Source organism: Streptomyces sp. NPDC023157, assembly GCF_055560575.1.
Map to the genome: position 1 here is coordinate 64,023 of NZ_JBVHIL010000005.1, position 19,349 is coordinate 83,371.

Annotated in this window: 18 protein-coding genes; 6 read left to right on the forward strand and 12 right to left on the reverse strand. The window is 71.2% G+C overall.

Features of this window, described 5'->3' with window-relative positions; genetic code table 11:
• Positions 1-53: 53 nt before the first annotated feature.
• The 5 genes from ftsH to dacB all read right to left on the reverse strand — a co-directional run bounded on the left by ftsH (position 54) and on the right by dacB (position 6,843).
• On the reverse strand, positions 54-2,078 hold the full coding sequence (gene ftsH / locus ACZ3ZE_RS18940; RefSeq protein WP_361176676.1) for an ATP-dependent zinc metalloprotease FtsH: 2,025 nt from the start codon (positions 2,076-2,078) through the stop codon (positions 54-56).
• Positions 2,079-2,241: 163 nt separating this feature from the next.
• Positions 2,242-2,781, reverse strand: coding sequence for a hypoxanthine phosphoribosyltransferase (hpt, locus tag ACZ3ZE_RS18945; RefSeq protein ID WP_132917781.1), 540 nt, complete (start codon positions 2,779-2,781; stop codon positions 2,242-2,244).
• A gap of 42 nt (positions 2,782-2,823) precedes the next feature.
• Positions 2,824-3,867, reverse strand: a complete 1,044-nt coding sequence (tilS, locus tag ACZ3ZE_RS18950) for a tRNA lysidine(34) synthetase TilS (protein WP_361176678.1) — start codon at positions 3,865-3,867, stop codon at positions 2,824-2,826.
• Between the two features lie 196 nt (positions 3,868-4,063).
• Entirely contained in the window at positions 4,064-5,206 is a 1,143-nt protein-coding gene (locus ACZ3ZE_RS18955) for a zinc-dependent metalloprotease (protein ID WP_361176680.1), read from the reverse strand.
• Positions 5,207-5,343: 137 nt separating this feature from the next.
• The gene (dacB, locus tag ACZ3ZE_RS18960; protein WP_467259862.1) at positions 5,344-6,843 is read right to left on the reverse strand and encodes a D-alanyl-D-alanine carboxypeptidase/D-alanyl-D-alanine endopeptidase; all 1,500 of its coding nucleotides are present in this window, start codon (positions 6,841-6,843) and stop codon (positions 5,344-5,346) included.
• Positions 6,844-6,948: 105 nt separating this feature from the next.
• Between dacB and ACZ3ZE_RS18965 the strand changes: the two genes are divergently transcribed.
• On the forward strand, positions 6,949-7,440 hold the full coding sequence (locus ACZ3ZE_RS18965; RefSeq protein ID WP_024758444.1) for an inorganic diphosphatase: 492 nt from the start codon (positions 6,949-6,951) through the stop codon (positions 7,438-7,440).
• 116 nt (positions 7,441-7,556) lie between these two features.
• Positions 7,557-9,215 (forward strand): threonine/serine exporter family protein, encoded by a 1,659-nt coding sequence (locus ACZ3ZE_RS18970; RefSeq protein ID WP_361176685.1) that lies wholly within the window; start codon positions 7,557-7,559, stop codon positions 9,213-9,215.
• A 66-nt stretch (positions 9,216-9,281) separates the two neighbouring features.
• Here the strand turns inward: ACZ3ZE_RS18970 and ACZ3ZE_RS18975 are convergent, their stop codons facing one another.
• Positions 9,282-9,986 (reverse strand): DedA family protein, encoded by a 705-nt coding sequence (locus ACZ3ZE_RS18975; RefSeq protein ID WP_361176687.1) that lies wholly within the window; start codon positions 9,984-9,986, stop codon positions 9,282-9,284.
• A 263-nt stretch (positions 9,987-10,249) separates the two neighbouring features.
• Here ACZ3ZE_RS18975 and ACZ3ZE_RS18980 point away from each other — a divergent pair, with 263 nt between their 5' ends.
• The gene (locus ACZ3ZE_RS18980; RefSeq protein ID WP_351665998.1) at positions 10,250-10,618 is read left to right on the forward strand and encodes a YbjQ family protein; all 369 of its coding nucleotides are present in this window, start codon (positions 10,250-10,252) and stop codon (positions 10,616-10,618) included.
• Positions 10,619-10,670: 52 nt separating this feature from the next.
• Here ACZ3ZE_RS18980 and ACZ3ZE_RS18985 read toward each other — a convergent pair whose 3' ends face one another.
• The gene (locus tag ACZ3ZE_RS18985) at positions 10,671-11,432 is read right to left on the reverse strand and encodes a MerR family transcriptional regulator (protein WP_361176689.1); all 762 of its coding nucleotides are present in this window, start codon (positions 11,430-11,432) and stop codon (positions 10,671-10,673) included.
• 136 nt (positions 11,433-11,568) lie between these two features.
• Between ACZ3ZE_RS18985 and ACZ3ZE_RS18990 the strand changes: the two genes are divergently transcribed.
• Together ACZ3ZE_RS18990 and ACZ3ZE_RS18995 are read left to right on the forward strand one after the other, a co-directional pair.
• The gene (locus ACZ3ZE_RS18990; protein ID WP_361176691.1) at positions 11,569-12,855 is read left to right on the forward strand and encodes an ion channel protein; all 1,287 of its coding nucleotides are present in this window, start codon (positions 11,569-11,571) and stop codon (positions 12,853-12,855) included.
• Positions 12,856-12,897: 42 nt separating this feature from the next.
• On the forward strand, positions 12,898-14,316 hold the full coding sequence (locus ACZ3ZE_RS18995) for a glutamate decarboxylase (RefSeq protein ID WP_361176693.1): 1,419 nt from the start codon (positions 12,898-12,900) through the stop codon (positions 14,314-14,316).
• Positions 14,317-14,347: 31 nt separating this feature from the next.
• Here ACZ3ZE_RS18995 and ACZ3ZE_RS19000 read toward each other — a convergent pair whose 3' ends face one another.
• From ACZ3ZE_RS19000 to ACZ3ZE_RS19015, 4 genes are all read right to left on the reverse strand, one after another.
• Positions 14,348-14,962, reverse strand: coding sequence for a PadR family transcriptional regulator (locus tag ACZ3ZE_RS19000; RefSeq protein WP_467259864.1), 615 nt, complete (start codon positions 14,960-14,962; stop codon positions 14,348-14,350).
• Positions 14,963-15,015: 53 nt separating this feature from the next.
• Entirely contained in the window at positions 15,016-15,555 is a 540-nt protein-coding gene (locus ACZ3ZE_RS19005; RefSeq protein WP_361176697.1) for a DinB family protein, read from the reverse strand.
• A gap of 130 nt (positions 15,556-15,685) precedes the next feature.
• Positions 15,686-17,155 (reverse strand): aldehyde dehydrogenase family protein, encoded by a 1,470-nt coding sequence (locus ACZ3ZE_RS19010; protein WP_467259865.1) that lies wholly within the window; start codon positions 17,153-17,155, stop codon positions 15,686-15,688.
• Between the two features lie 103 nt (positions 17,156-17,258).
• On the reverse strand, positions 17,259-18,131 hold the full coding sequence (locus tag ACZ3ZE_RS19015; protein WP_361176701.1) for a helix-turn-helix domain-containing protein: 873 nt from the start codon (positions 18,129-18,131) through the stop codon (positions 17,259-17,261).
• A gap of 348 nt (positions 18,132-18,479) precedes the next feature.
• Here ACZ3ZE_RS19015 and ACZ3ZE_RS19020 point away from each other — a divergent pair, with 348 nt between their 5' ends.
• Positions 18,480-18,983 carry an ATP-binding protein gene (locus ACZ3ZE_RS19020; protein WP_361176703.1) on the forward strand — a complete coding sequence of 168 codons (504 nt, stop codon included), beginning with the start codon at positions 18,480-18,482 and terminating at the stop codon, positions 18,981-18,983.
• A 90-nt stretch (positions 18,984-19,073) separates the two neighbouring features.
• Here the strand turns inward: ACZ3ZE_RS19020 and ACZ3ZE_RS19025 are convergent, their stop codons facing one another.
• The gene (locus tag ACZ3ZE_RS19025; protein ID WP_063992029.1) at positions 19,074-19,286 is read right to left on the reverse strand and encodes a DUF397 domain-containing protein; all 213 of its coding nucleotides are present in this window, start codon (positions 19,284-19,286) and stop codon (positions 19,074-19,076) included.
• Between the last annotated feature and the right edge of the window lie 63 nt (positions 19,287-19,349).

The window sequence follows — 19,349 nt, forward strand, 5'->3', positions numbered from 1 at the left end:
CCTCAGGCTAGAACCTGAGGGGGCGCGGCTTCCATTCCGGGTCCGGGGATCCGTCAGACCTCGGGGTGCTCCTCGGGGAGGGCGTCCGGGGTCTTGGTGGTGTCGACCGGGGTCGTCGCCGAGGAGGAGCCGTTGGCGCTGTTGGTCAGGGCCAGCTCCTTCGGGGAGAGGACCGGCGGGCGGGTGGACGGGGTCCGGCGGGCGGAACCGGTCCAGGCCGGGCGGGCCGGGCGCTTGGTGATGGCGGTGAAGATCTCGGCGATCTCCTCCTTGCCCAGGGTCTCCTTCTCCAGGAGCGCCAGGACCAGGTTGTCGAGGACGTCGCGGTTCTCGACGAGGATCTCCCACGCCTCGTTGTGCGCGGTCTCGATGAGCTTCTTGACCTCTTCGTCGACCAGCGCGGCGACCTCTTCCGAGTAGTCGCGCTGGTGCGCCATCTCGCGGCCGAGGAAGGGCTCGGTGTTGTCGCCGCCGAACTTGATGGCGCCGAGCCGCTCGGTCATGCCGTACTGGGTGACCATCGCGCGGGCCGTGGCGGTGGCCTTCTCGATGTCGTTGGCGGCGCCGGTGGTCGGGTCGTGGAAGACCAGTTCCTCCGCGGCGCGGCCGCCCAGCATGTAGGCCAGCTGGTCGAGCATCTCGTTGCGGGTGGTCGAGTACTTGTCCTCGTCCGGCAGGACCATCGTGTAGCCCAGGGCGCGGCCGCGGGACAGGATGGTGATCTTGTGGACCGGGTCGGAGTTCGGCGAGGCCGCCGCGACCAGGGCGTGTCCGCCCTCGTGGTACGCGGTGATCTTCTTCTCCTTGTCCGACATGATCCGGGTCCGCTTCTGCGGGCCCGCGACCACGCGGTCGATCGCCTCGTCCAGCGCCTTGTTGTCGATCAGCTTCTGATCGCTGCGGGCGGTGAGGAGCGCCGCCTCGTTGAGGACGTTGGAGAGGTCCGCGCCGGTGAAGCCGGGGGTGCGGCGGGCGACGGCGCCGAGGTCCACGTCGGGGGCGACGGGCTTGCCCTTCTGGTGGACCTTGAGGATCTCCAGGCGGCCCAGCATGTCGGGGCGGTCGACGGCGATCTGCCGGTCGAAGCGGCCCGGGCGCAGGAGCGCGGGGTCGAGGATGTCGGGGCGGTTCGTGGCGGCGATGAGGATGACGCCGCCCTTCACGTCGAAGCCGTCCATCTCGACGAGCAGCTGGTTGAGGGTCTGCTCGCGCTCGTCGTGTCCGCCGCCGAGGCCGGCGCCGCGGTGGCGGCCGACCGCGTCGATCTCGTCGACGAAGACGATGGCCGGGGCGTTGGCCTTGGCCTGCTCGAAGAGGTCGCGGACGCGGGAGGCGCCGACGCCGACGAACATCTCGACGAAGTCGGAGCCGGAGATCGAGTAGAACGGCACGCCGGCCTCGCCGGCGACGGCGCGCGCGAGGAGCGTCTTGCCGGTTCCGGGCGGGCCGTACAGCAGTACGCCCTTGGGGATCTTGGCGCCGACGGCCTGGAACTTGGCCGGCTCCTGGAGGAATTCCTTGATCTCGTGGAGTTCCTCGACGGCCTCGTCGGCGCCGGCGACGTCGGCGAAGGTCGTCTTCGGCGTGTCCTTGGTGATGAGCTTCGCCTTGGACTTGCCGAACTGCATGACGCGGGAGCCGCCGCCCTGCATCTGGTTCATCAGGAACAGGAAGACGACCACGATCAGGACGAAGGGCAGGAGCGAGAGCAGGACCGAGACGAAGGGGGACTGCTTCGTCGGCGAGACGGTGTAGCCCTTCTCGATCTGTCCGGCCTCGAACTTCTCCTGCAGCTTGTCGGCGAGGTCGGCGCCCTGGGTGCCGATGTAGCTGGCCTGGACCTTGCCCGACTTGTTGATCTGCTGACCGTCGACGAGGTCGATCTTGATGACCTGCTCGTCACCGGTCGTCAGCTTTGCGGATTTGACCTGGTTCTTGTCGATCGCCTGGACGACCTGGGAGGTGTCCACCGTCTTGTAGCCCTCGGACGAGCCGACGACCTGCATCAGCACGACCACGGCGAGGACGGCCAGCACGATCCACATGACCGGCCCACGGAAGTATCGCTTCACGTCCATCCATACGGGGCGCCAGGCACCCCGTCCCTCCTGCCCGTAGGTAAATGCTGCTGTGTGAGAAAAAGCTGTTCTTCGGACGGTACCCCAGCATTGTCACCCGCGGCCGTCTTCCCTTGCTTCAACGGAGGGAAGACGGTGCGGGTTCCCCTGGGGGCGGCGGGTGTCAGCCGCCGTAGACGTGGGGGGCGAGGGTGCCGACGAACGGGAGATTGCGGTACTTCTCGGCGTAGTCGAGGCCGTATCCGACGACGAACTCGTTCGGGATGTCGAAGCCGATCCACTTCACGTCGATGGCGACCTTGGCCGCGTCCGGCTTGCGCAGCAGGGTGCAGACCTCGAGGGAGGCCGGCTCGCGCGAGCCGAGGTTGGACAGGAGCCAGGACAGGGTCAGGCCCGAGTCGATGATGTCCTCGACGATCAGGACGTGCTTGCCCTTGATGTCGGTGTCGAGGTCCTTGAGGATGCGGACGACGCCGGAGGACTGGGTGCCGGCGCCGTAGGAGGAGACGGCCATCCAGTCCATGGTGACGGGGGTGGACAGCGCGCGCGCCAGGTCCGCCATCACCATCACGGCGCCCTTGAGGACTCCGACGATGAGCAGGTCCTTGCCCGCGTACTCCGCGTCGATCTTCGCGGCCAGCTCGGCCAGCTTCGCGTCGATCTCTTCCTTGGTGATGAGCACCGACTTGAGGTCGGTGCCCATGTCCTTCTCGTTCACCCGGGTCACTTTCGTTGCAGCCTTGCTTCAGCCTTGCCGAATGACCAGTCTGCCACCCTGGCGGCGTGCCTCGACGCGCCCGGGCAGGTTGATGGCCCCTTGGCCGCGCCAGCCGGTGATCAGCCGGTCGACCTCTTCGATGTGGCGGGCGAAGAGGGATCCGGCGGGGGCGCCTTCGGCGATGACGGCGCGGCGCAGGACGCGGCGGCGTACGGCGGGGGGAAGTCCGGAGAGTTTGGCGCATTCGAGGCGGCCGGTGTCGTCGCGTACGGAGGCTTCGGCGTCGGCGGCCCAGGAGTCGAGGGCGTCGGCGTCGTCGCGGGACAGCTGGGCCGTTCGGGCGAGGGCTTCGACGACTCCCTTGCCGAGGGCCTTCTCGAGGGCGGGGAGGCCTTCGTGGCGGAGGCGGGAGCGGGTGTAGGCGGGGTCGCTGTTGTGGGGGTCGTCCCAGACGGCGAGTTCCTGGGCGATGCAGGCCTTGCGGACGGTCTGGCGGTCCAGCTCCAGGAAGGGGCGGCGGTAGCGGCGGGCGGTGCCGGAGACCGCGGCCATGCCGGAGAGGGAGCGGATGCCGGAGCCGCGGGCGAGGCCGAGGAGGACGGTCTCGGCCTGGTCGTCGCGGGTGTGGCCGAGGAGGATCGCGGTGGCGCCGTGGCGTTCGGCGGCGGCGTCGAGGGCGGCGTAGCGGGCGTCGCGGGCGGCGGCTTCGGGTCCTCCGTCGCGTCCGACGGTGACCGTGACGGCTTCGACGGGGTCGAGGCCGAGGGCGGTCATGCGGTCGGCGACTTCGCCGGCGCGCTGTTCGGAGCCGGTCTGGAGTCCGTGGTCGACGGTGATGCCGCCGGCGCGGAGGTCGAGTTTGCGGGCTTCGAAGGCGAGGGCGGAGGCGAGTGCCATGGAGTCGGCGCCGCCGGAGCAGGCGACGAGGACCAGGGGGCGGGCGTCGGGCCGGCCGTGGTGGCCGCCGTCGGCGTGCCGGGTGGTGTGCTCGGTGGTGTGCTCGGTGAGGACGTCGTGGAGTACGCGGCGGACCGCCAGGCGTATCGCCGCGACCGCAGGATGGGGACCCATGTCCGGTGCCCTTCGTGGAGGAGTGCAGTGCCTCGGTCGGAGTCTTAACGGTCGGAAGTGGGGGTTCGGTCACTCAGAGTGCGTCGATGGTGACAGAACCTGGCCGTTACCCGAGCATTGCACGCCTTACCCGCCGTCTACGGTCCCTCGGATGGGTGATTGGTGGGGTGTTCTTACGCCATCAGGCTCATCCGCCTCAGGAGTCTGCCTTACGGTGCACCCTCGCGACCCAGTCGGCGGGGGCGGCGATCTCGGCCTTGGTGGGGAGTGTGTTGGGGGAGGTCCAGACGCGGTTGAAGCCGTCCATGCCGACCTGGTCGACGACGGCGCGGACGAAGCGCTCGCCGTCGCGGTACTGGCGCAGCTTGGCGTCGAGGCCGAGCAGTTTGCGCAGGGCGAGGTCGAGGCGGGAGGCGCCGCGGGCGCGGCGCTGCTGGAATTTCTCGCGGATCTCGGCGACGGAGGGCACGACGTCGGGGCCGACGCCGTCCATGACGTAGTCGGCGTGGCCTTCGAGCAGGGACATGACGGCGGTGAGGCGGCCGAGGATCTCGCGCTGTTCGGGGGTCTGGACGAGTTCGACGAGGGAGGGGGCGGGTTCGCCCTGTTCGCCTTCGGGGCGGCCGCCGGCGAGGGCCTGGGCGGCTTCGCGGAGGCGTTCGACGACGGTGGAGGGGTCGACGTCGGTGGCGGCGAGGAATGACTGGATCTCGCCTTGGAGGTGGTCGCGCAGCCAGGGGACGGCGGTGAACTGGGTGCGGTGGGTCTCCTCGTGGAGGCAGACCCAGAGCCGGAAGTCGTGCGGGGAGACGTCGAGTTCGCGTTCGACGTGGACGATGTTGGGGGCGACGAGCAGGAGGCGTCCGGCGCTGTCGGCGGGCAGGTCGCGGCCGGCGGGGGCGAAGGTCTCGTACTGGCCGAGGATGCGGGAGGCCAGGAACGACAGGAGCATGCCGAGTTCGACGCCGGTGACCTTGCCGCCGACGCTGCTGAGGACGGCGCCGCCGGTGGAGCCGGAGCGGCGTTCCTGCATCTTGTCGAGGAGCGGGGAGAGCAGTTCGCGGAAGCCGGCGACGTTGGCCTTGATCCAGCCGGCGCGGTCGACGACGAGGACGGGCGTGTCGGGGGTGTCGGCGGGGTCGCGGTCCTCGGGGATCATCCGGGTGTAGGCGCGGACGTGTGCCTCGGCGGCCTTGGCGTGTCTGCGGAGTTCGGCGACGACCTCGCGGGCCTCCTCCCGGGTCACCTCGGGGCCCGGGCGCACCAGGCGGGTCGCCGTCGCGACGGCGAGATTCCAGTCGACCATCCCCGATGTGCCTGCACCACCGATGCTCGTCATGCGTCAACCGTACGGTCTCGGCGCCCGTTCGGTGAGGGTTCGGGCGAGTGTTCCCCCGGGTCGGCGAGGGGTCGGCCCGGGATGGGCGCGGGGTGGGCGAGGGACGGGCGGGGGAGGGGCGCGGGGTCGGTGCCGGCTCAGCGGGCGGGGGCGAGGGCGGCCGAGAGGCGGTCGAGGGCGGGCTGGGCGGTGTCGGCGGAGCTGGTGCGGCCGGCGAGGAAGGCGAAGGCGAGCAGGCGTCCGTCGGCGGTGACGACGGTTCCGGCGAGGGTGTTCACTCCGGTGAGGGTGCCGGTCTTGGCGCGGACGAGGCCCGCGCCGCGGGCGGTGGTGTCGGTGCCGAAGCGTCCGGCGAGGGTGCCGCTGAAGCCGCCGACGGGCAGTCCGGTGAGGACGGGCCGCAGGGCGGGGTGTGCGGGGTCGGCCGCCCGGGTGAGGATGCCGGTGAGCAGGGCGGCGGAGACGCGGTCGCGCCGGTCGAGCCCGCTGCCGTCGGCGAAGCGGGCGCCGGCGAGGGGCAGGCCGAGGCGGGCGAGTTCGGCGTGGACGGCCTTGCCGGCCGCGTCGGCACTGGCCGGCTGCTTGCGGGCGAGGGCGGTCTGCCGGGCGAGGGCTTCGGCGAGGTCGTTGTCGCTGTTCGTGAGGGTGCGTTCGACGAGGTCGGCGAGGGGTGCGGAGTCGGTGCGGGCCAGGGGCGCGGCCTGCGGGCCCCGGGGGGCGCGGCCGGGGGCGGGGGCGCCCTGGACGGTGAGGCCGGCGGCGCGCAGGAGGCCGGCGAAGGCGGTGGCGGTGTCGCCGGCCGGGTCGGTGGTGCGGGGCGCGGGTCCGCTGTGGCTGCCGTCGAGGCGGCCCTCGTCGGTCATGAGGGCGCTGAGCGGGGCGAGGTTCTCGTTGGGGCCGATGGGGTGGAGTGCGGGGCCCCGGTAGAGGCTGGTGTCGTAGGTGAGGCGGATGGGGCCGGGGGTGCCGCCGCGGGCTTTGAGGGTGCGGGCGGTGGCGGTGGCGAGGGCTGTGAGGCGGGCCTTGTCGAGGGTGGGGTCGCCGCCGCCGACGAGGGTGACGGTGCGGCCGTCGGCGGTGCCCACGGTGGTGGTGGCGATGCGGTGGTCGGGGCCGAGGGCGGAGAGCGCGGCGGCCGCGGTGGCGATCTTGACGGTGGAGGCGGGGGTCATCGGGGTGCCCTCGCCCTCCCCGTACAGCCGGCGGCCGGTGGTGGCGTCGACGACGGAGGCGGTGCGGAGCGGGCCGAGGCCGGGGTCGGCGAGGAGCGGGACGAGGACGGCGGCCCAGTCGACCGGGCGGGCGGGGCGGTCCGGGGCTGTGGGGCTGGTGGGGTCGCCCGTCCGGGTGGTGCCCGGGGGGTCCGTGGTGCCGGTGGCGCCGGTGGTCCCGGGGGCGCCGAGGGCGCGGAGGACTCCGGCGGCGCTCGGGGCGGGGGCGGGGCGGTGGGGGGCGGCGGGGCCGGGGGCTCCGGCGTGATGTACGCCACCCCTGAGGTCGGCGGCGGCCGCGCGGGCCCGCTCGGCCTTACGCTGACCGGAGTCCCACGGGCCGGCCACGGTCACCGCTCCGGCGGCCAGGGCCAGTCCGAGCACGGCGGAGCCCGCCGCGAGCTGCCAGGTTCTCGGCTCCGGCATGTGATGACCAGCCCCTTTCGCGATCAAGCCCCTGCGTGAGGGACACTTAACCACCGCGCGTCGTCGCGAGCATTGACATGTGTTGATTCAGGAGGAGATCCACCCGTGGAGTTCGACGTTCTCATCGAGATCCCCAAGGGATCGCGGAACAAGTACGAGGTCGACCACGAGACCGGTCGGATCCGCCTGGACCGCCGTCTCTTCACCTCGACCGCCTACCCGACGGACTACGGCTACGTCGAGAACACCCTCGGCGAGGACGGCGACCCGCTGGACGCGCTCGTCATCCTGGACGAGCCGACGTTCCCGGGCTGCCTCATCAAGTGCCGCGCCATCGGCATGTTCCGCATGACGGACGAGGCCGGCGGCGACGACAAGCTGCTGTGCGTCCCGGCGACGGACCCGCGCATGGAGCACCTGCGCGACATCCACCACGTGGCCGAGTTCGACCGCCTGGAGATCCAGCACTTCTTCGAGGTCTACAAGGACCTGGAGCCGGGCAAGTCCGTCGAGGGCGCCGACTGGGTCGGCCGCGCCGAGGCCGAGGAAGAGATCGAGAAGTCCTACGCGCGCGCCAAGGAGCAGGGCGGCCACTGAGCCCTCTCTGTCGTGATCGTGTGAAGGCGGTGCACCTCTCCGGGTGCACCGCCTTTCGCACATCCGTCGCACCTTCATACTGGAATCCACGATTCCCTGGGGATGAGGCGGAGAGAGTGGTGGCGGAGCCGGAGGGCCCGAACGAGGCTCCGGAGGACCGGAAGCCGCAGTCGGACGAGGCGCGGAGCGCGTTCGTCCCGCCCGCCGGGGTGGCGCAGCCGGCGCCGCCCGAGGAGGAGCATCCGACCTCCGAGTTCGCCCTGCCGCCGGGTCTGACGGCGGAGCCGCCGCCGGAGCAGGAGGGTTCGGCGTTCGCGACGCCGGCCACGTATTCGGCGAAGACCTCGCCGCCCGCGTTCACCCCGGCGTACGGGATACCGCTGGTGCGGCTCTCCCAGGACGCGCCGTGGCAGGACCGGATGCGGACCATGCTGCGGCTGCCGGTGCACGAGCGGCCGGTGCCGGAGCCCTCCCGCAAGGGGGACGAGTCCGGGCCCTCGGTGCCGCGCGTGCTCGACCTGACGCTGCGTATCGGCGAGCTGCTGCTCGCGGGCGGGGAGGGCGCGGAGGACGTCGAGGCGGCGATGTTCGCGATCTGCCGCTCGTACGGTCTGGACCGGGTCGAGCCGACGGTGACGTTCACCCTGTTGGCCGTCACCTACCAGCCGTCCCTCGTGGACGATCCGGTGACGGCGAACCGGACGGTACGGCGCCGGGGCACGGACTACACACGGCTCGCGGCGGTGTACCAGCTGCTCGCGGACATCAACGCGCAGGCGCACGAGGTGACGCCCGAGGAGGCGTACCGGCGGCTCGCGGAGATACGGCGCAACCGGCACCCGTACCCCGGCTGGGTGCTGACGGCGGCGGCCGGGATGCTGGCGGGGGCGGCGTCGGTGCTGCTCGGCGGCGGGGCGACGGTGTTCTTCGTGGCGGCGCTGGGCGCGGTGCTGGGCGACCGGCTGGCGTGGCTGTGCGCGGGGCGCGGGCTGCCGGAGTTCTACCAGTTCCTGGTGGCGGCGATGCCCCCGGCGGCGATGGGGGTGGCGCTGACGCTGCTGCACGCCGATCTGCGGCCCTCTGCGGTCATCACGGGTGGCCTGTTCGCGCTGATCCCGGGGCGGGCGCTGGTGGCGGCCGTGCAGGACGGTCTGACCGGCTTCTACATCACGGCCTCGGCCCGGCTCCTGGAGGTCGGCTACTTCTTCGTGGCGATCGTGGTGGGCGTGCTGTCGGTGCTGTACCTGGCGGTGCAGTTCGGGGCGCAGCTGAACCCGGAGGGGGTGCTGCGGCCGGTCGAGCGGCCGGTGACGCAGATCGTGGCGTCGATGGTGCTGTGCGCGACCTTCGCGATCCTGTTGCAGCAGTCGCGGGCGACGGTGCTGTTCGCGACGCTGAACGGCGGGGTGGCCTGGGTGATCTACGCGTCGATCGCGGTGACCGCGGGCGGCTCGACGGTGATGGCGACGGCGGTGGCGGCCGGTCTGGTGGGCCTGTTCGGGCAGCTGATCGCCCGCTACCACCACACCTCGTCGCTGCCGTACGTGACGGCGGCGATCGGTCCGCTGCTGCCCGGTTCGGCGACGTACTTCGGTGTGCTGGCGATCGCCCAGAACAACCTGGACGGGGGCTTCGCCTCGCTGGCGAAGGCGGCGGCCCTGGCCCTGGCGATCGCGATCGGGGTGAACCTGGGAAGCGAGCTGGCCCGCCTGTTCATGCAGGCGCCGGGCGCGGCGGCGGCCCGCCGGGCGGCGAAACGCACCAGGGGCTTCTAGGACGACAGGCCCAGGCCTGTACGGCCCCGGAAGCCCCCGGTGGGTGGTGCGTGTGCGGCCGGGCGGTCAGCGCTTGGCGTGGCGGCCGCGCTCGGCCGGGGGGTTCGGGGTGCCGGGGGCGTCGTGGCCGGTGTCCTCGCCCCGCTTCTTCTTCGACTGGGAGCGGGCCCGCAGGTACTCGATCACGATCGGGACGACGGAGATCAGCACGATCGCGACGAGGATCAGCTCGATGTGCTTGTGCACGAAGTCGATCTTGCCGAGGGAGGCGCCGAGCAGGGTCACGCCGGCGCCCCAGAGGAGGCCGCCGATGACGTTGAAGGTGATGAAGGAGCGGTAGTTCATCCGGCTGACACCGGCGATGATCGGCGTGAACGTGCGCACGATCGGCACGAAGCGGGCCAGGATCAGCGACTTCGGGCCGTGCTTCTCGAAGAACTCGTGTGCCTTCTCGACGTTCTCCTGCTTGAACAGCTTGGAGTCGGGGCGGCTGAAGAGGGCCGGTCCGACCTTGCGGCCGAACAGGTAGCCCACCTGGTCGCCGATGATCGCCGCGGCCACCACCAGGGTGCACACCAGCCACAGCGGGCTGTCCAGCTTGCCCGTGGTGACGAGCAGGCCGGTGGTGAAGAGCAGCGAGTCGCCCGGCAGGAAGAAGCCGATGAGGAGTCCGGACTCGGCGAAGACGATGACGAGGACACCGATCAGACCGAAGGTCTGGATCAGATAGTCCGGGTCCAGCCAGCTCGGACCGAGGGCAAGCGTGTTCACGGGTTCCGGGCTCCTGCGATCTGTGGGGGCGGAGAAGGACGGGGCAAGGGCGGGGCAACGACGGGTTCCAGACAGGGGGACGCGCGGGCGCGTCGAGGAGATTGTCATACGGAACCGCCGCCCCAAGCTATCAACGCGGAGCGAACCCTCCGGGTTCCACCCGCGCCCACCCGGCTCAGGGCGGCCCCGTGGCCCCCGCGGCGGCCCTCCGGATGCGCCCCCGCCGTCCCGCCCCCAGGCTGAGGGCCAGGAGGTGGATGCGGATGAGCATCGACGAGTACGGCGGCGGCCAGGGCCCCCAGTCGGACGTGCTGGTGGTCACGACGAACGACGTGCCCGGCTACGAGGTGCGCCAGGTGATCGGCGAGGTCTTCGGCCTGACGGTGCGCTCCCGGCATCTGGGCAGCCAGATCGGCGCGGGCCTGAAGTCGATGATCGGCGGGGAGCTGAAGGGTCTGACGAAGACCCTGGTGCAGACCCGCAACCAGGCGATGGAACGGCTGGTGGAGCAGGCGAAGGCGCGGGGCGCGAACGCGGTCCTGATGTTCCGCTTCGATGTCACGGAGGCCGCCGACGTGGGCACCGAGGTGTGCGCCTACGGCACCGCCGTGGTCATCGCGCCGCGCGCCTGAGGCCCCGCGGCCGTGCTCCCCGGGCGCGGGCTCGCGCGCCCGGGGCCCGGTCTCAGCCGGCGAGGCGGCGCGCGTTGGCGTGGATCGCGGCGCGCAGGTGCTCGGCGAGGCCCTCGTGGATCGAGTCGTAGAAGGCCCGGAAGTTCTCCTCGGAGACGTACATCTCGGCCAGGCCCTGGTGGGTCCTCGGGTGGCAGTCGAAGAACCAGGTGGTGATGTGGGCGCGGTGGGCCTCGGCGAGGTCCATGGCGGCCGGGGAGCCGGGGGCCTCGCCCGCGTCCATGAGGGCGCCGTAGGCGGTGCCCCAGGCGTCGATCTCCTCCTTCATGCGCCGCCAGTCGTCCTTGGTGTACGTGGCGACGCGGGCCTGTGTCTCCTCGTGGGTGTGGGTGCCGCCCCAGCGGCGGGCGGACTCCTCCGCGTACCGCTCGGGGTCCTTGTGGCCGAAGACCTCGAACTTCTCCTCGGGCGTGAGGTTGATGCCCATGCGTCTCGCCTCCATGGCGTGTTCGACGGCCGCCGCCATCCGTCGCAGTTCCCCGATGCGCTCGGTCAGCAGCCGGTGCTGCCGCCGCAGGTGCTCCCGCGGGTCGGCGCGGGGGTCGTCGAGGAGGACGGCGACCTCTTCGAGGGGGAAGCCGAGCTCCCGGTAGAACAGGATCTGCTGGAGCCGGTCGAGGTCCGCGTCGGCGTAGCGGCGGTGGCCCGCCGGGCTGCGTCCGCCGGGCGAGAGCAGCCCGATCGCGTCGTAGTGGTGCAGGGTGCGCACCGTGACCCCGGCGAAGCCGGCGACCTGTCCCACGGAGTAGCTCATCGGCTCCCCGCCCCTTCTCTGTGTCGGTTCGCGTGCCAGCCTCGGTCCTGACGCGGCGTGAGGTGCAAGCCCGACCCGCCCGACTCCGCAGGCCTCTCGGGATGTTGTACGGCTTTTGTCCACTTATGGTGAGTCGGTGGCCACCGATACCCCCGCTACACCCGCTGCCCCCGTCCCCGAGGCACCCCACCGGATCCTGCTGCCCCAGATCCTGCCCGCCCTCGTGGTCGGCGTGGGATCGGCCCTGCTGTTCCTCGGGATCAGCGCGATCGCCGAGCAGCTCCAGCACGTGCTGTGGCACACCCTTCCGGACGCGCTCGGCATCGGGAACTACTCCTCGCTGTGGATGATCTCCACGCTCACCGCGACCGGCATCGCGGTCGGGCTCGTCGTCTGGAAGGTGTACGGGCACGCCGGCGGCGACCCGGCCGAGGGCGGGCTCGGCGGGCCGCCGATCGCGCCCTCGATCGTCCCCGGCCTGCTCCTCGCCAGCACCCTGTCGCTGGCCGGTGGTGTCAGCCTCGGACCCGAGAACCCGACGATCGTCTCGGCCATCGCCCTCGCCTTCTGGCTGGGCGGCCGGCTGCTGCCCGCCGTGCCGGGGCTGCTGTGGGTGTCGCTGGCCACCGCCGGCACCTTCGGCGCCCTGTTCGGCACCCCGGTGGCCGCCGCCCTCGTCCTCTCCGAGGCGCTGGCCACCCGGCCGGGCAAGGGCTCGCTGTGGGACCGGCTGTTCGCCCCGCTGGTCGCCGCCGGAGCCGGGGCCATGACCACCCAGCTCATCTCCGACCCCAGCTTCGACATCGGGCTTCCACCGCTGGACGACCCCGGCGTCTCCGACCTCCTCGCCGCGCTGATCGTCGCCACCCTCGCCGCCGCCTTCGGCCTGCTCGCCTGCTACGCCTTCCCGTACGTCCACCGGGCCTTCGAGCGGCTGCGGCACCCCATGGTGATGCTGCCGCTCGGCGGGCTCGTGCTGGGCCTCCTCGGCGCCCTGGGCGGGCATCTGACGCTCTTCAAGGGCCTGGACGAGACCAGGGAGCTCGCCGAGAACATCGGCGTCTACGGCTCCGGCGAGCTGGCCAAGATGGCCGTGGTCAAGACCGTCGCCCTGCTCGTCGCCGCGGCCTGCGGCTTCCGCGGCGGCCGGGTCTTCCCCGCCGTCTTCATCGGCGCGGCGTTCGGCCTGTGCGCGCAGGCCCTCGTCCCCGAGATCCACCCGGCGGTGGCCGTCTCCGCCGGCGTCCTCGGCATCCTGCTCGCCACCACCCGGCAGGGCTGGGTGAGCCTCTTCGTCGCCGCCGTCCTCGCCTCCTCCCCCTCGATGGTCGCCGTGCTCTGCGTGGCGATCCTGCCCGCCTGGCTGGTCGTCACCGGCCGCCCGTTCCTGGAACTCGACGAGCACGGCAAGTCCCTCCGCTGACCAACAACATCTGATCTCCCCCACCGCGAAGAAGGAGTCACCGTGGCACTGCACAAGGGACCCGCAGAGCAGGAGAGCGAGCACCACCGCCGGCTCTCCCTCAACCCCTTCTACGGCGAGGCCAACCCGGTCAGCGGCATGACCGAGGCCCCGCCCCGCCACCGGATGCCCGACCGGCCGCTGCCGCCGATGAGCGCCTATCAGCTCGTCCACGACGAGCTGATGCTCGACGGCAACTCCCGCCTCAACCTCGCCACCTTCGTCACCACCTGGATGGAGCCGCAGGCCGGGGTGCTGATGGCCGAGTGCCGCGACAAGAACATGATCGACAAGGACGAGTACCCGCGCACCGCAGAACTGGAGCGCCGCTGCGTCTCGATGCTCGCCAACCTGTGGAACGCCCCCGACCCGGCGGCCGCCGTCGGCTGCTCCACCACCGGCTCCAGCGAGGCCTGCATGCTCGCCGGCATGGCCCTCAAGCGCCGCTGGACCACCCGCAACGCCGACCGCTACCGGGGCGGCGCCCGCCCCAACCTGGTGATGGGCATCAACGTCCAGGTCTGCTGGGAGAAGTTCTGCAACTTCTGGGAGGTCGAGCCCCGGCTCGTCCCCATGGACGGCGAGCGCTTCCACCTCGACGCCGAGACCGCCGCCGCGCTCTGCGACGAGAACACCATCGGCGTCGTCGCCGTCCTCGGCTCCACCTTCGACGGCTCCTACGAACCCGTCGCCGAGATCTGCGCCGCCCTCGACGCGCTCCAGGAGCGCACCGGGCTCGACATCCCCGTCCACGTGGACGGGGCCTCCGGCGCCATGGTCGCGCCCTTCGTCGACGACGAGCTGGTGTGGGACTTCCGGCTCCCCCGCGTCTCCTCGATCAACACCTCCGGCCACAAGTACGGGCTCGTCTACCCGGGCGTCGGCTGGGCGCTGTGGCGCTCCTCCGCCGAGCTCCCCGAGGAGCTGGTCTTCCGGGTCAACTACCTGGGCGGCGACATGCCCACCTTCGCCCTCAACTTCTCCCGGCCGGGCGCCCAGGTCGTCGCGCAGTACTACACGTTCCTCCGGCTGGGCCGGGAGGGCTACCGGGCGGTCCAGCAGACCAGCCGGGACGTGGCCAGGGGCCTGGCCGAACGGATCGACGCGATGGGCGACTTCCGGCTTCTGACGCGCGGTGACGAGCTGCCGGTCTTCGCCTTCACCACCGCGCCCGAGGTCACCAACTTCGACGTCTTCGACGTCTCCCGGCGCCTGCGCGAGAGCGGCTGGCTCGTCCCCGCGTACACCTTCCCCGCCAACCGCGAGGACCTGTCCGTGCTGCGGATCGTCTGCCGCAACGGCTTCTCCGCCGACCTGGCGGGCCTCCTCACCGAGGAACTGGAGCGGATCCTGCCCGACCTCCGCCGCCAGTCCCACCCGTTCACCCACGACAAGCAGGCGGCGACGTCCTTCCACCACTGACCGGCACCCCGGCGGGCGTGCGGCGGGCGGGTCACTCCGTGAACGGGTTCTCCTCGCCCTCCGCCAGCACGCCCACGAAGGGCTCGCCCTCGCCCGCGAACACGTACGCCCCGCCCTCGATCCGGTCGATCAGGCCGAGCGTCCACGCGCGGCCCGCGTCGGCGGAGTGCACCCACAGGTGCATGATCTCCCCGATGTGACCGAGCTGCTCCGGCCCGCCCTCGGGGGTGTAGTACGTGGTGACCTCCGTCCGCCACGCGTCCAGGCCCCGCAGCCGCGCCCGCAGCAGCTCCACGGCCTCGGCCCGCGGCAGGTCCACGATGAAGCCGATGCCCGCCGACAGGACGTCCATCCGCTGGTCGTACGTGGAGAGCGCCTCGCGCAGCAGCCGCAGGTACTCCTCGCGGCCGGCGTCCGTGATCTCGTACTCGACCCGCGGCGGGCCGCCCGCCGTGCTGGGCGCGCTCTCGTCGGCGCGCAGCAGTCCCTGCTGCGCCATCCGCTTGAGCGCGTGGTAGATCGAGCCCGGCTTCGCCTGGGACCACTCGTGCGCGCCCCAGTACTCCAGGTCGTTGCGCACCTGGTAGCCGTGGGCGCGGCCGTGCTGCTTGACCGCGCCCAGGACGAGAAGGCGGATCGCCGTCATCCCACGGACCTCCCTGACTCACTGGTCAACGTTGACCAGGGTAGGGCGGGGGCTCAGCCCTGGCGCTCCAGGTCGATCAGTTCGAAGGAGCCCTTGCCGTCCAGGGACTCCCGGATGATGTCCGCGTGACCCGCGTGCCGGCCCGCCTCCTGGACCAGGTGCAGCAGCATCCAGCGGATCGAGACCCGTCCGTTCTCGGGGAACCAGGGCGCGGGCGGCAGCGGGAAGGTGTCGTCCAGGCTGGGCACGCTCCGGACGAACTCCTCGGTCTCCTTGGCCACGCCCTCCCAGAAGGCGACGATCTCCGGGATCGTCTCGCCGTCGACGAGCCGGAAGCCCTCGGCCCAGGTGCTCTCGTCGCGCTGCCGCTCGTTCGGGCGCTGCTGGGCCAGCCGGAGCCAGTTGAGCTCGACCTCGGCGACGTGCTTGATCAGGCCGGACAGGCTGAGCTCGCTGGCGCTCGGGCGGCTCGCCGCCTGCTCCTCCGTGAGGCCGTAGGAGGCCCGGATCAGCGCCTCGCGCTGCGACTGCACGAAGTTCAGGAACGCGCCCCGCTCGTCACCCTGCTGCTCCATGGGAACCAGAGCCACCATGATGTCCACCCTCCGTAGGTCGGTGTCGGCTTCTCTCCGACACCGACCAACTTACGGGCCATCTAGGTCAGATGATGTCCTAGACGCGAGGATCCGGCGGACGTGCCGGGCGGACGGCCCAAGAGACGACTTAGAACGGGAAGCGGCTGCGGCTGTACTGGATCGAGATCCACTTCTGGGTGGTGAAGGCCTCGATCATCGCCTCGCCGTTGAGCCGCCCGATGCCGGAGCGCTTCTCGCCGCCGAACGGGACGATCGGCTCGTCGTGCACGGTGCCGTCGTTGATGTGGATCATGCCGGTGTGGATGCGCTTGGCGATCCGTACACCCCGCTCGATGTCCCCGGTGTGGACGGCGCCGCTGAGCCCGTACGGGGTGTCGTTGGCGATCCGTACGGCCTCGTCCTCGCCGTCGAAGGGGACGATCAGGGCCACCGGGCCGAAGATCTCCTGGCCGAGGACCGGCGCGTCGGGGGCGATGCCGGTGAGGACGGAGGGCGACACGACGTTGCCCTCGACCGTGCCGCGCAGCAGCGCGGTCGCGCCGGCCTCGACCGTCTGGTCGACGAGCGCCGCGACGGCCTCCGCCTGCCGGGAGTTGATGAGCGGGCCGATGTGGGTGGCGGGGTCGGCCGGGTCGCCGACCCGCAGGGTCTTCACCTTCGCCACGAACCTCTCGCTGAACTCCGGCTCCAGCCGGCGGTCCACCAGGATGCGGTTGGCGGCCATGCACACCTGGCCCTGGTGCACGAAGCGGCTGAAGACGGCCGCGTCCACCGCGTAGTCGAGGTCGGCGTCGTCGAGGACGATCAGGGCGCTGTTGCCACCGAGTTCGAGCACGGTGTGCTTGAAGTTCTGGGCGCAGACGGTGGCGACGTGGCGGCCGACCTCGTCGGAGCCGGTGAAGGAGATGACCTTCGGGACCGGGTGGGTCAGCAGGGCGTCGCCGATCTCGGCGATGTCGGTGACGACGACGTTGAGCAGGCCGGCCGGCAGACCGGCCTCCTCCATGACCTTGGCGACGAGGGTGCCGCCGCAGACCGGGGTGTTCTGGTGGGGCTTGAGGACGACGCCGTTGCCCAGGGCGAGGGCCGGGGCGACCGACTTGATCGACAGCAGGAAGGGGAAGTTGAACGGCGAGATGACGCCGACGACCCCGACCGGCAGGCGGTAGACCCGGTTCTCCTTGCCGTCCACCGGCGAGGGCAGGATGCGGCCCTCGGGGCGCAGCGACAGCTGGATCGCCTCGCGCAGGAACTCCTTGGCCAGGTGCAGCTCGAAGGCGGCCTTGAGGCGGGTGCCGCCGAGTTCGGCGACGATCGCCTCGGCGATCTCCTCCTCGCTGTCCTCGACGACCCGCAGCGCCCGCTCGAAGACGAGCCGGCGGCTGTACGGGTTGGTCTGCGCCCACTCCGCCTGGGCCCGCTCGGCGGCCCGGTAGGCCTGGTCGACCTCGGCTGCGGTCGCGATGGTGATCGAGGCCAGCTTCTCCCCGGTGTACGGGTTGAAGTCGATGATGTCCCAGGAGCCGCTGCCGGGCTTCCACTCGCCGTCGATGTACTGGTGGGCCAGTTCGGTGAAGCCGGAGAAGACAGACGACATGAACAAGACCCCTTACCCGCTGCGGCGGACGTCGGCACGGACGGGCACGTCGGTGACGCACTGACCCACTGACGCACTGATGTCACGTCATCGTACTGACGTATCAGGAGAGTTGGAGGAGTCCCCGCAGAAGATCGCGGCTTTCGGCCGGGTCGGGGCTGTCCTCGCGCAGTCGCTCCATGACCCGCGCGTACTGCGCGACCTCCTCGCGCTTGTCGAGGTAGAGGGCGCTGGTCAGCTGTTCCAGGTAGACGACGTCCGAGAGGTCGGACTCGGGGAAGCTCAGCATGGTGAAGGCGCCGCTCTCGCCCGCGTGGCCGCCGAAGCTGAAGGGCATGACCTGGAGCGTGACGTGGGGGTGCTCCGAGATCTCGATGAGATGCCTCAACTGCCCCCGCATGACGGACCGGTCGCCGTACGGGCGGCGCAGCGCGGCCTCGTCGAGCACGGCGTGGAACTGCGGGGCGCGCTCGGAGACCAGGACCTTCTGGCGCTCCAGGCGCAGGGCGACCCGGCGGTCGATCTCGGCGCGCGGGGCGCCGGGCATGCCGCGGGTGACGACGGCGTGGGCGTAGGCCTCGGTCTGCAGCAGGCCGTGGATGAACTGCACCTCGTAGATACGGATGAGGGAGGCGGCGCCTTCGAGGCCGATGTAGGTCTGGAACCAGCCGGGCAGGACGTCGCCGAAGCTGTGCCACCAGCCGGCCACGTTCGCCTCGCGGGCCAGACCGAGGAGCGAACCGCGCTCGGTCTCGTCGCCGACTCCGTAGAGGGTGAGCAGATCCTCGACGTCCCTGGCCTTGAAGCTCACCCTTCCCAACTCCATACGGCTGATCTTGGATTCGGACGCGCGGATCGAATAACCGGCCGCCTCCCGGGTGATGCCGCGCGATTCACGCAGCCGCCTCAACTGGGACCCCAGCAGGATGCGGCGCACCACGCTCCCGCTCGCCCCGCTCGATTCGCCTGCCGTCACGGCTCCAGCCTCCCCATCACGGTGCTCCCGCCCCTCAAGATCAATCTGGATCAATCCGATGCCGAGCCCCCGTCGAGCCCCGGATTCTGCCACTAAACGCTTCAGCGCGTACACATTCGATTACGCATAGGGGGCGGGTTCCGGGCAGCGGGGTCACTCGTCCGGGGAGACTTATGCACAGATTCGGCACGGGGGCGGACAGGTCCGGCGCGTGCACGTGCATCTGCCCTTGCATCCCCACCGCGCATTCGGAACCATGGGGCCCGCACAGCCGTGTACTCGCGCGTGCTGCCGCACCGTTGTCGCACCGTTGTCGCACCACAGTCGCGATTCCCGGGAGTGCCTCGCATGGGACCGAATGGATCGACCATGCTCGAGCCGTTACGGCAGGGCCTCCCGCCGATCGATCCCGCGGCCGTCTCCAACTCCGCCTCCTGCGCCCTGCCGCCCCGCTACGAAGCGGTGCGCGGCGCACGGAAGTTCACCAGTCGGACGCTCACCAACTGGGATCTCGCGGACCGCTTCGACGACGTGGCCCTCGTCGTCTCGGAGCTCGTCACCAACGCGCTGCGGCACGCGGTGCCGGCGGACTCGCCCCCGGCGTACGAGGACGGCCTGAATCCACCCGTCCGCCTGCACCTCATGCGCTGGGCCTCACGCCTCGTGTGCGCCGTGCGCGACCCCAGCCAGGAGAGCCCGGAGGCGCGCGAGGGCGGCGAGGACTTCGCCGCCGAGTCGGGCCGGGGGCTGTTCCTGGTGGACTCCTTCAGCGACAGCTGGGGCTGGCACCCGCTGGCGGGCACCCTGCACGGCAAGGTCGTGTGGGCGCTGTTCCGGCTGGGCCCGGAGTAGCCGCGGGACACGAGGGACGTACGTACGTACGAGGTACGGGAAGGGCCCCGGTGGCAGTCGCCGCCGGGGCCCTTCCCGTACACCCATGCCTCAGACCAGGTGGTCGAACTCCCCGTCCTTCACGCCCAGCAGCAGGGCCTCTATCTCCGCGGGCGTGTAGACGAGCGCGGGGCCGTCGGGATGGCGCGAGTTGCGGACGGCGACGTCACCCCCGGGCAGCTTGGCGAACTCCACGCAGGAGCCCTGGGAGTTGCTGTGCCGGCTCTTCTGCCACACGACACCACGAAGCTCCGTGGCCGCCATGCCGTTGTACGCGTGATGCGCGTGGTGCACTGGTAGCTCCCCGGGATGCTTGGTGCATGTGTC

Coding starts and splice junctions, on each gene's coding strand:
- ftsH (WP_361176676.1), bottom strand. CDS start 2,078: ATGGACGTGAAGCGATACTTCCGTGGGCCGGTCATGTGGATCGTGCTG.
- hpt (WP_132917781.1), bottom strand. CDS start 2,781: ATGGGCACCGACCTCAAGTCGGTGCTCATCACCAAGGAAGAGATCGAC.
- tilS (WP_361176678.1), bottom strand. CDS start 3,867: ATGGGTCCCCATCCTGCGGTCGCGGCGATACGCCTGGCGGTCCGCCGC.
- ACZ3ZE_RS18955 (WP_361176680.1), bottom strand. CDS start 5,206: ATGACGAGCATCGGTGGTGCAGGCACATCGGGGATGGTCGACTGGAAT.
- dacB (WP_467259862.1), bottom strand. CDS start 6,843: ATGCCGGAGCCGAGAACCTGGCAGCTCGCGGCGGGCTCCGCCGTGCTC.
- ACZ3ZE_RS18980 (WP_351665998.1), top strand. CDS start 10,250: ATGAGCATCGACGAGTACGGCGGCGGCCAGGGCCCCCAGTCGGACGTG.
- ACZ3ZE_RS18985 (WP_361176689.1), bottom strand. CDS start 11,432: ATGAGCTACTCCGTGGGACAGGTCGCCGGCTTCGCCGGGGTCACGGTG.
- ACZ3ZE_RS19000 (WP_467259864.1), bottom strand. CDS start 14,962: ATGACGGCGATCCGCCTTCTCGTCCTGGGCGCGGTCAAGCAGCACGGC.
- ACZ3ZE_RS19005 (WP_361176697.1), bottom strand. CDS start 15,555: ATGGTGGCTCTGGTTCCCATGGAGCAGCAGGGTGACGAGCGGGGCGCG.
- ACZ3ZE_RS19010 (WP_467259865.1), bottom strand. CDS start 17,155: ATGTCGTCTGTCTTCTCCGGCTTCACCGAACTGGCCCACCAGTACATC.
- ACZ3ZE_RS19020 (WP_361176703.1), top strand. CDS start 18,480: ATGGGACCGAATGGATCGACCATGCTCGAGCCGTTACGGCAGGGCCTC.
- ACZ3ZE_RS19025 (WP_063992029.1), bottom strand. CDS start 19,286: ATGGCGGCCACGGAGCTTCGTGGTGTCGTGTGGCAGAAGAGCCGGCAC.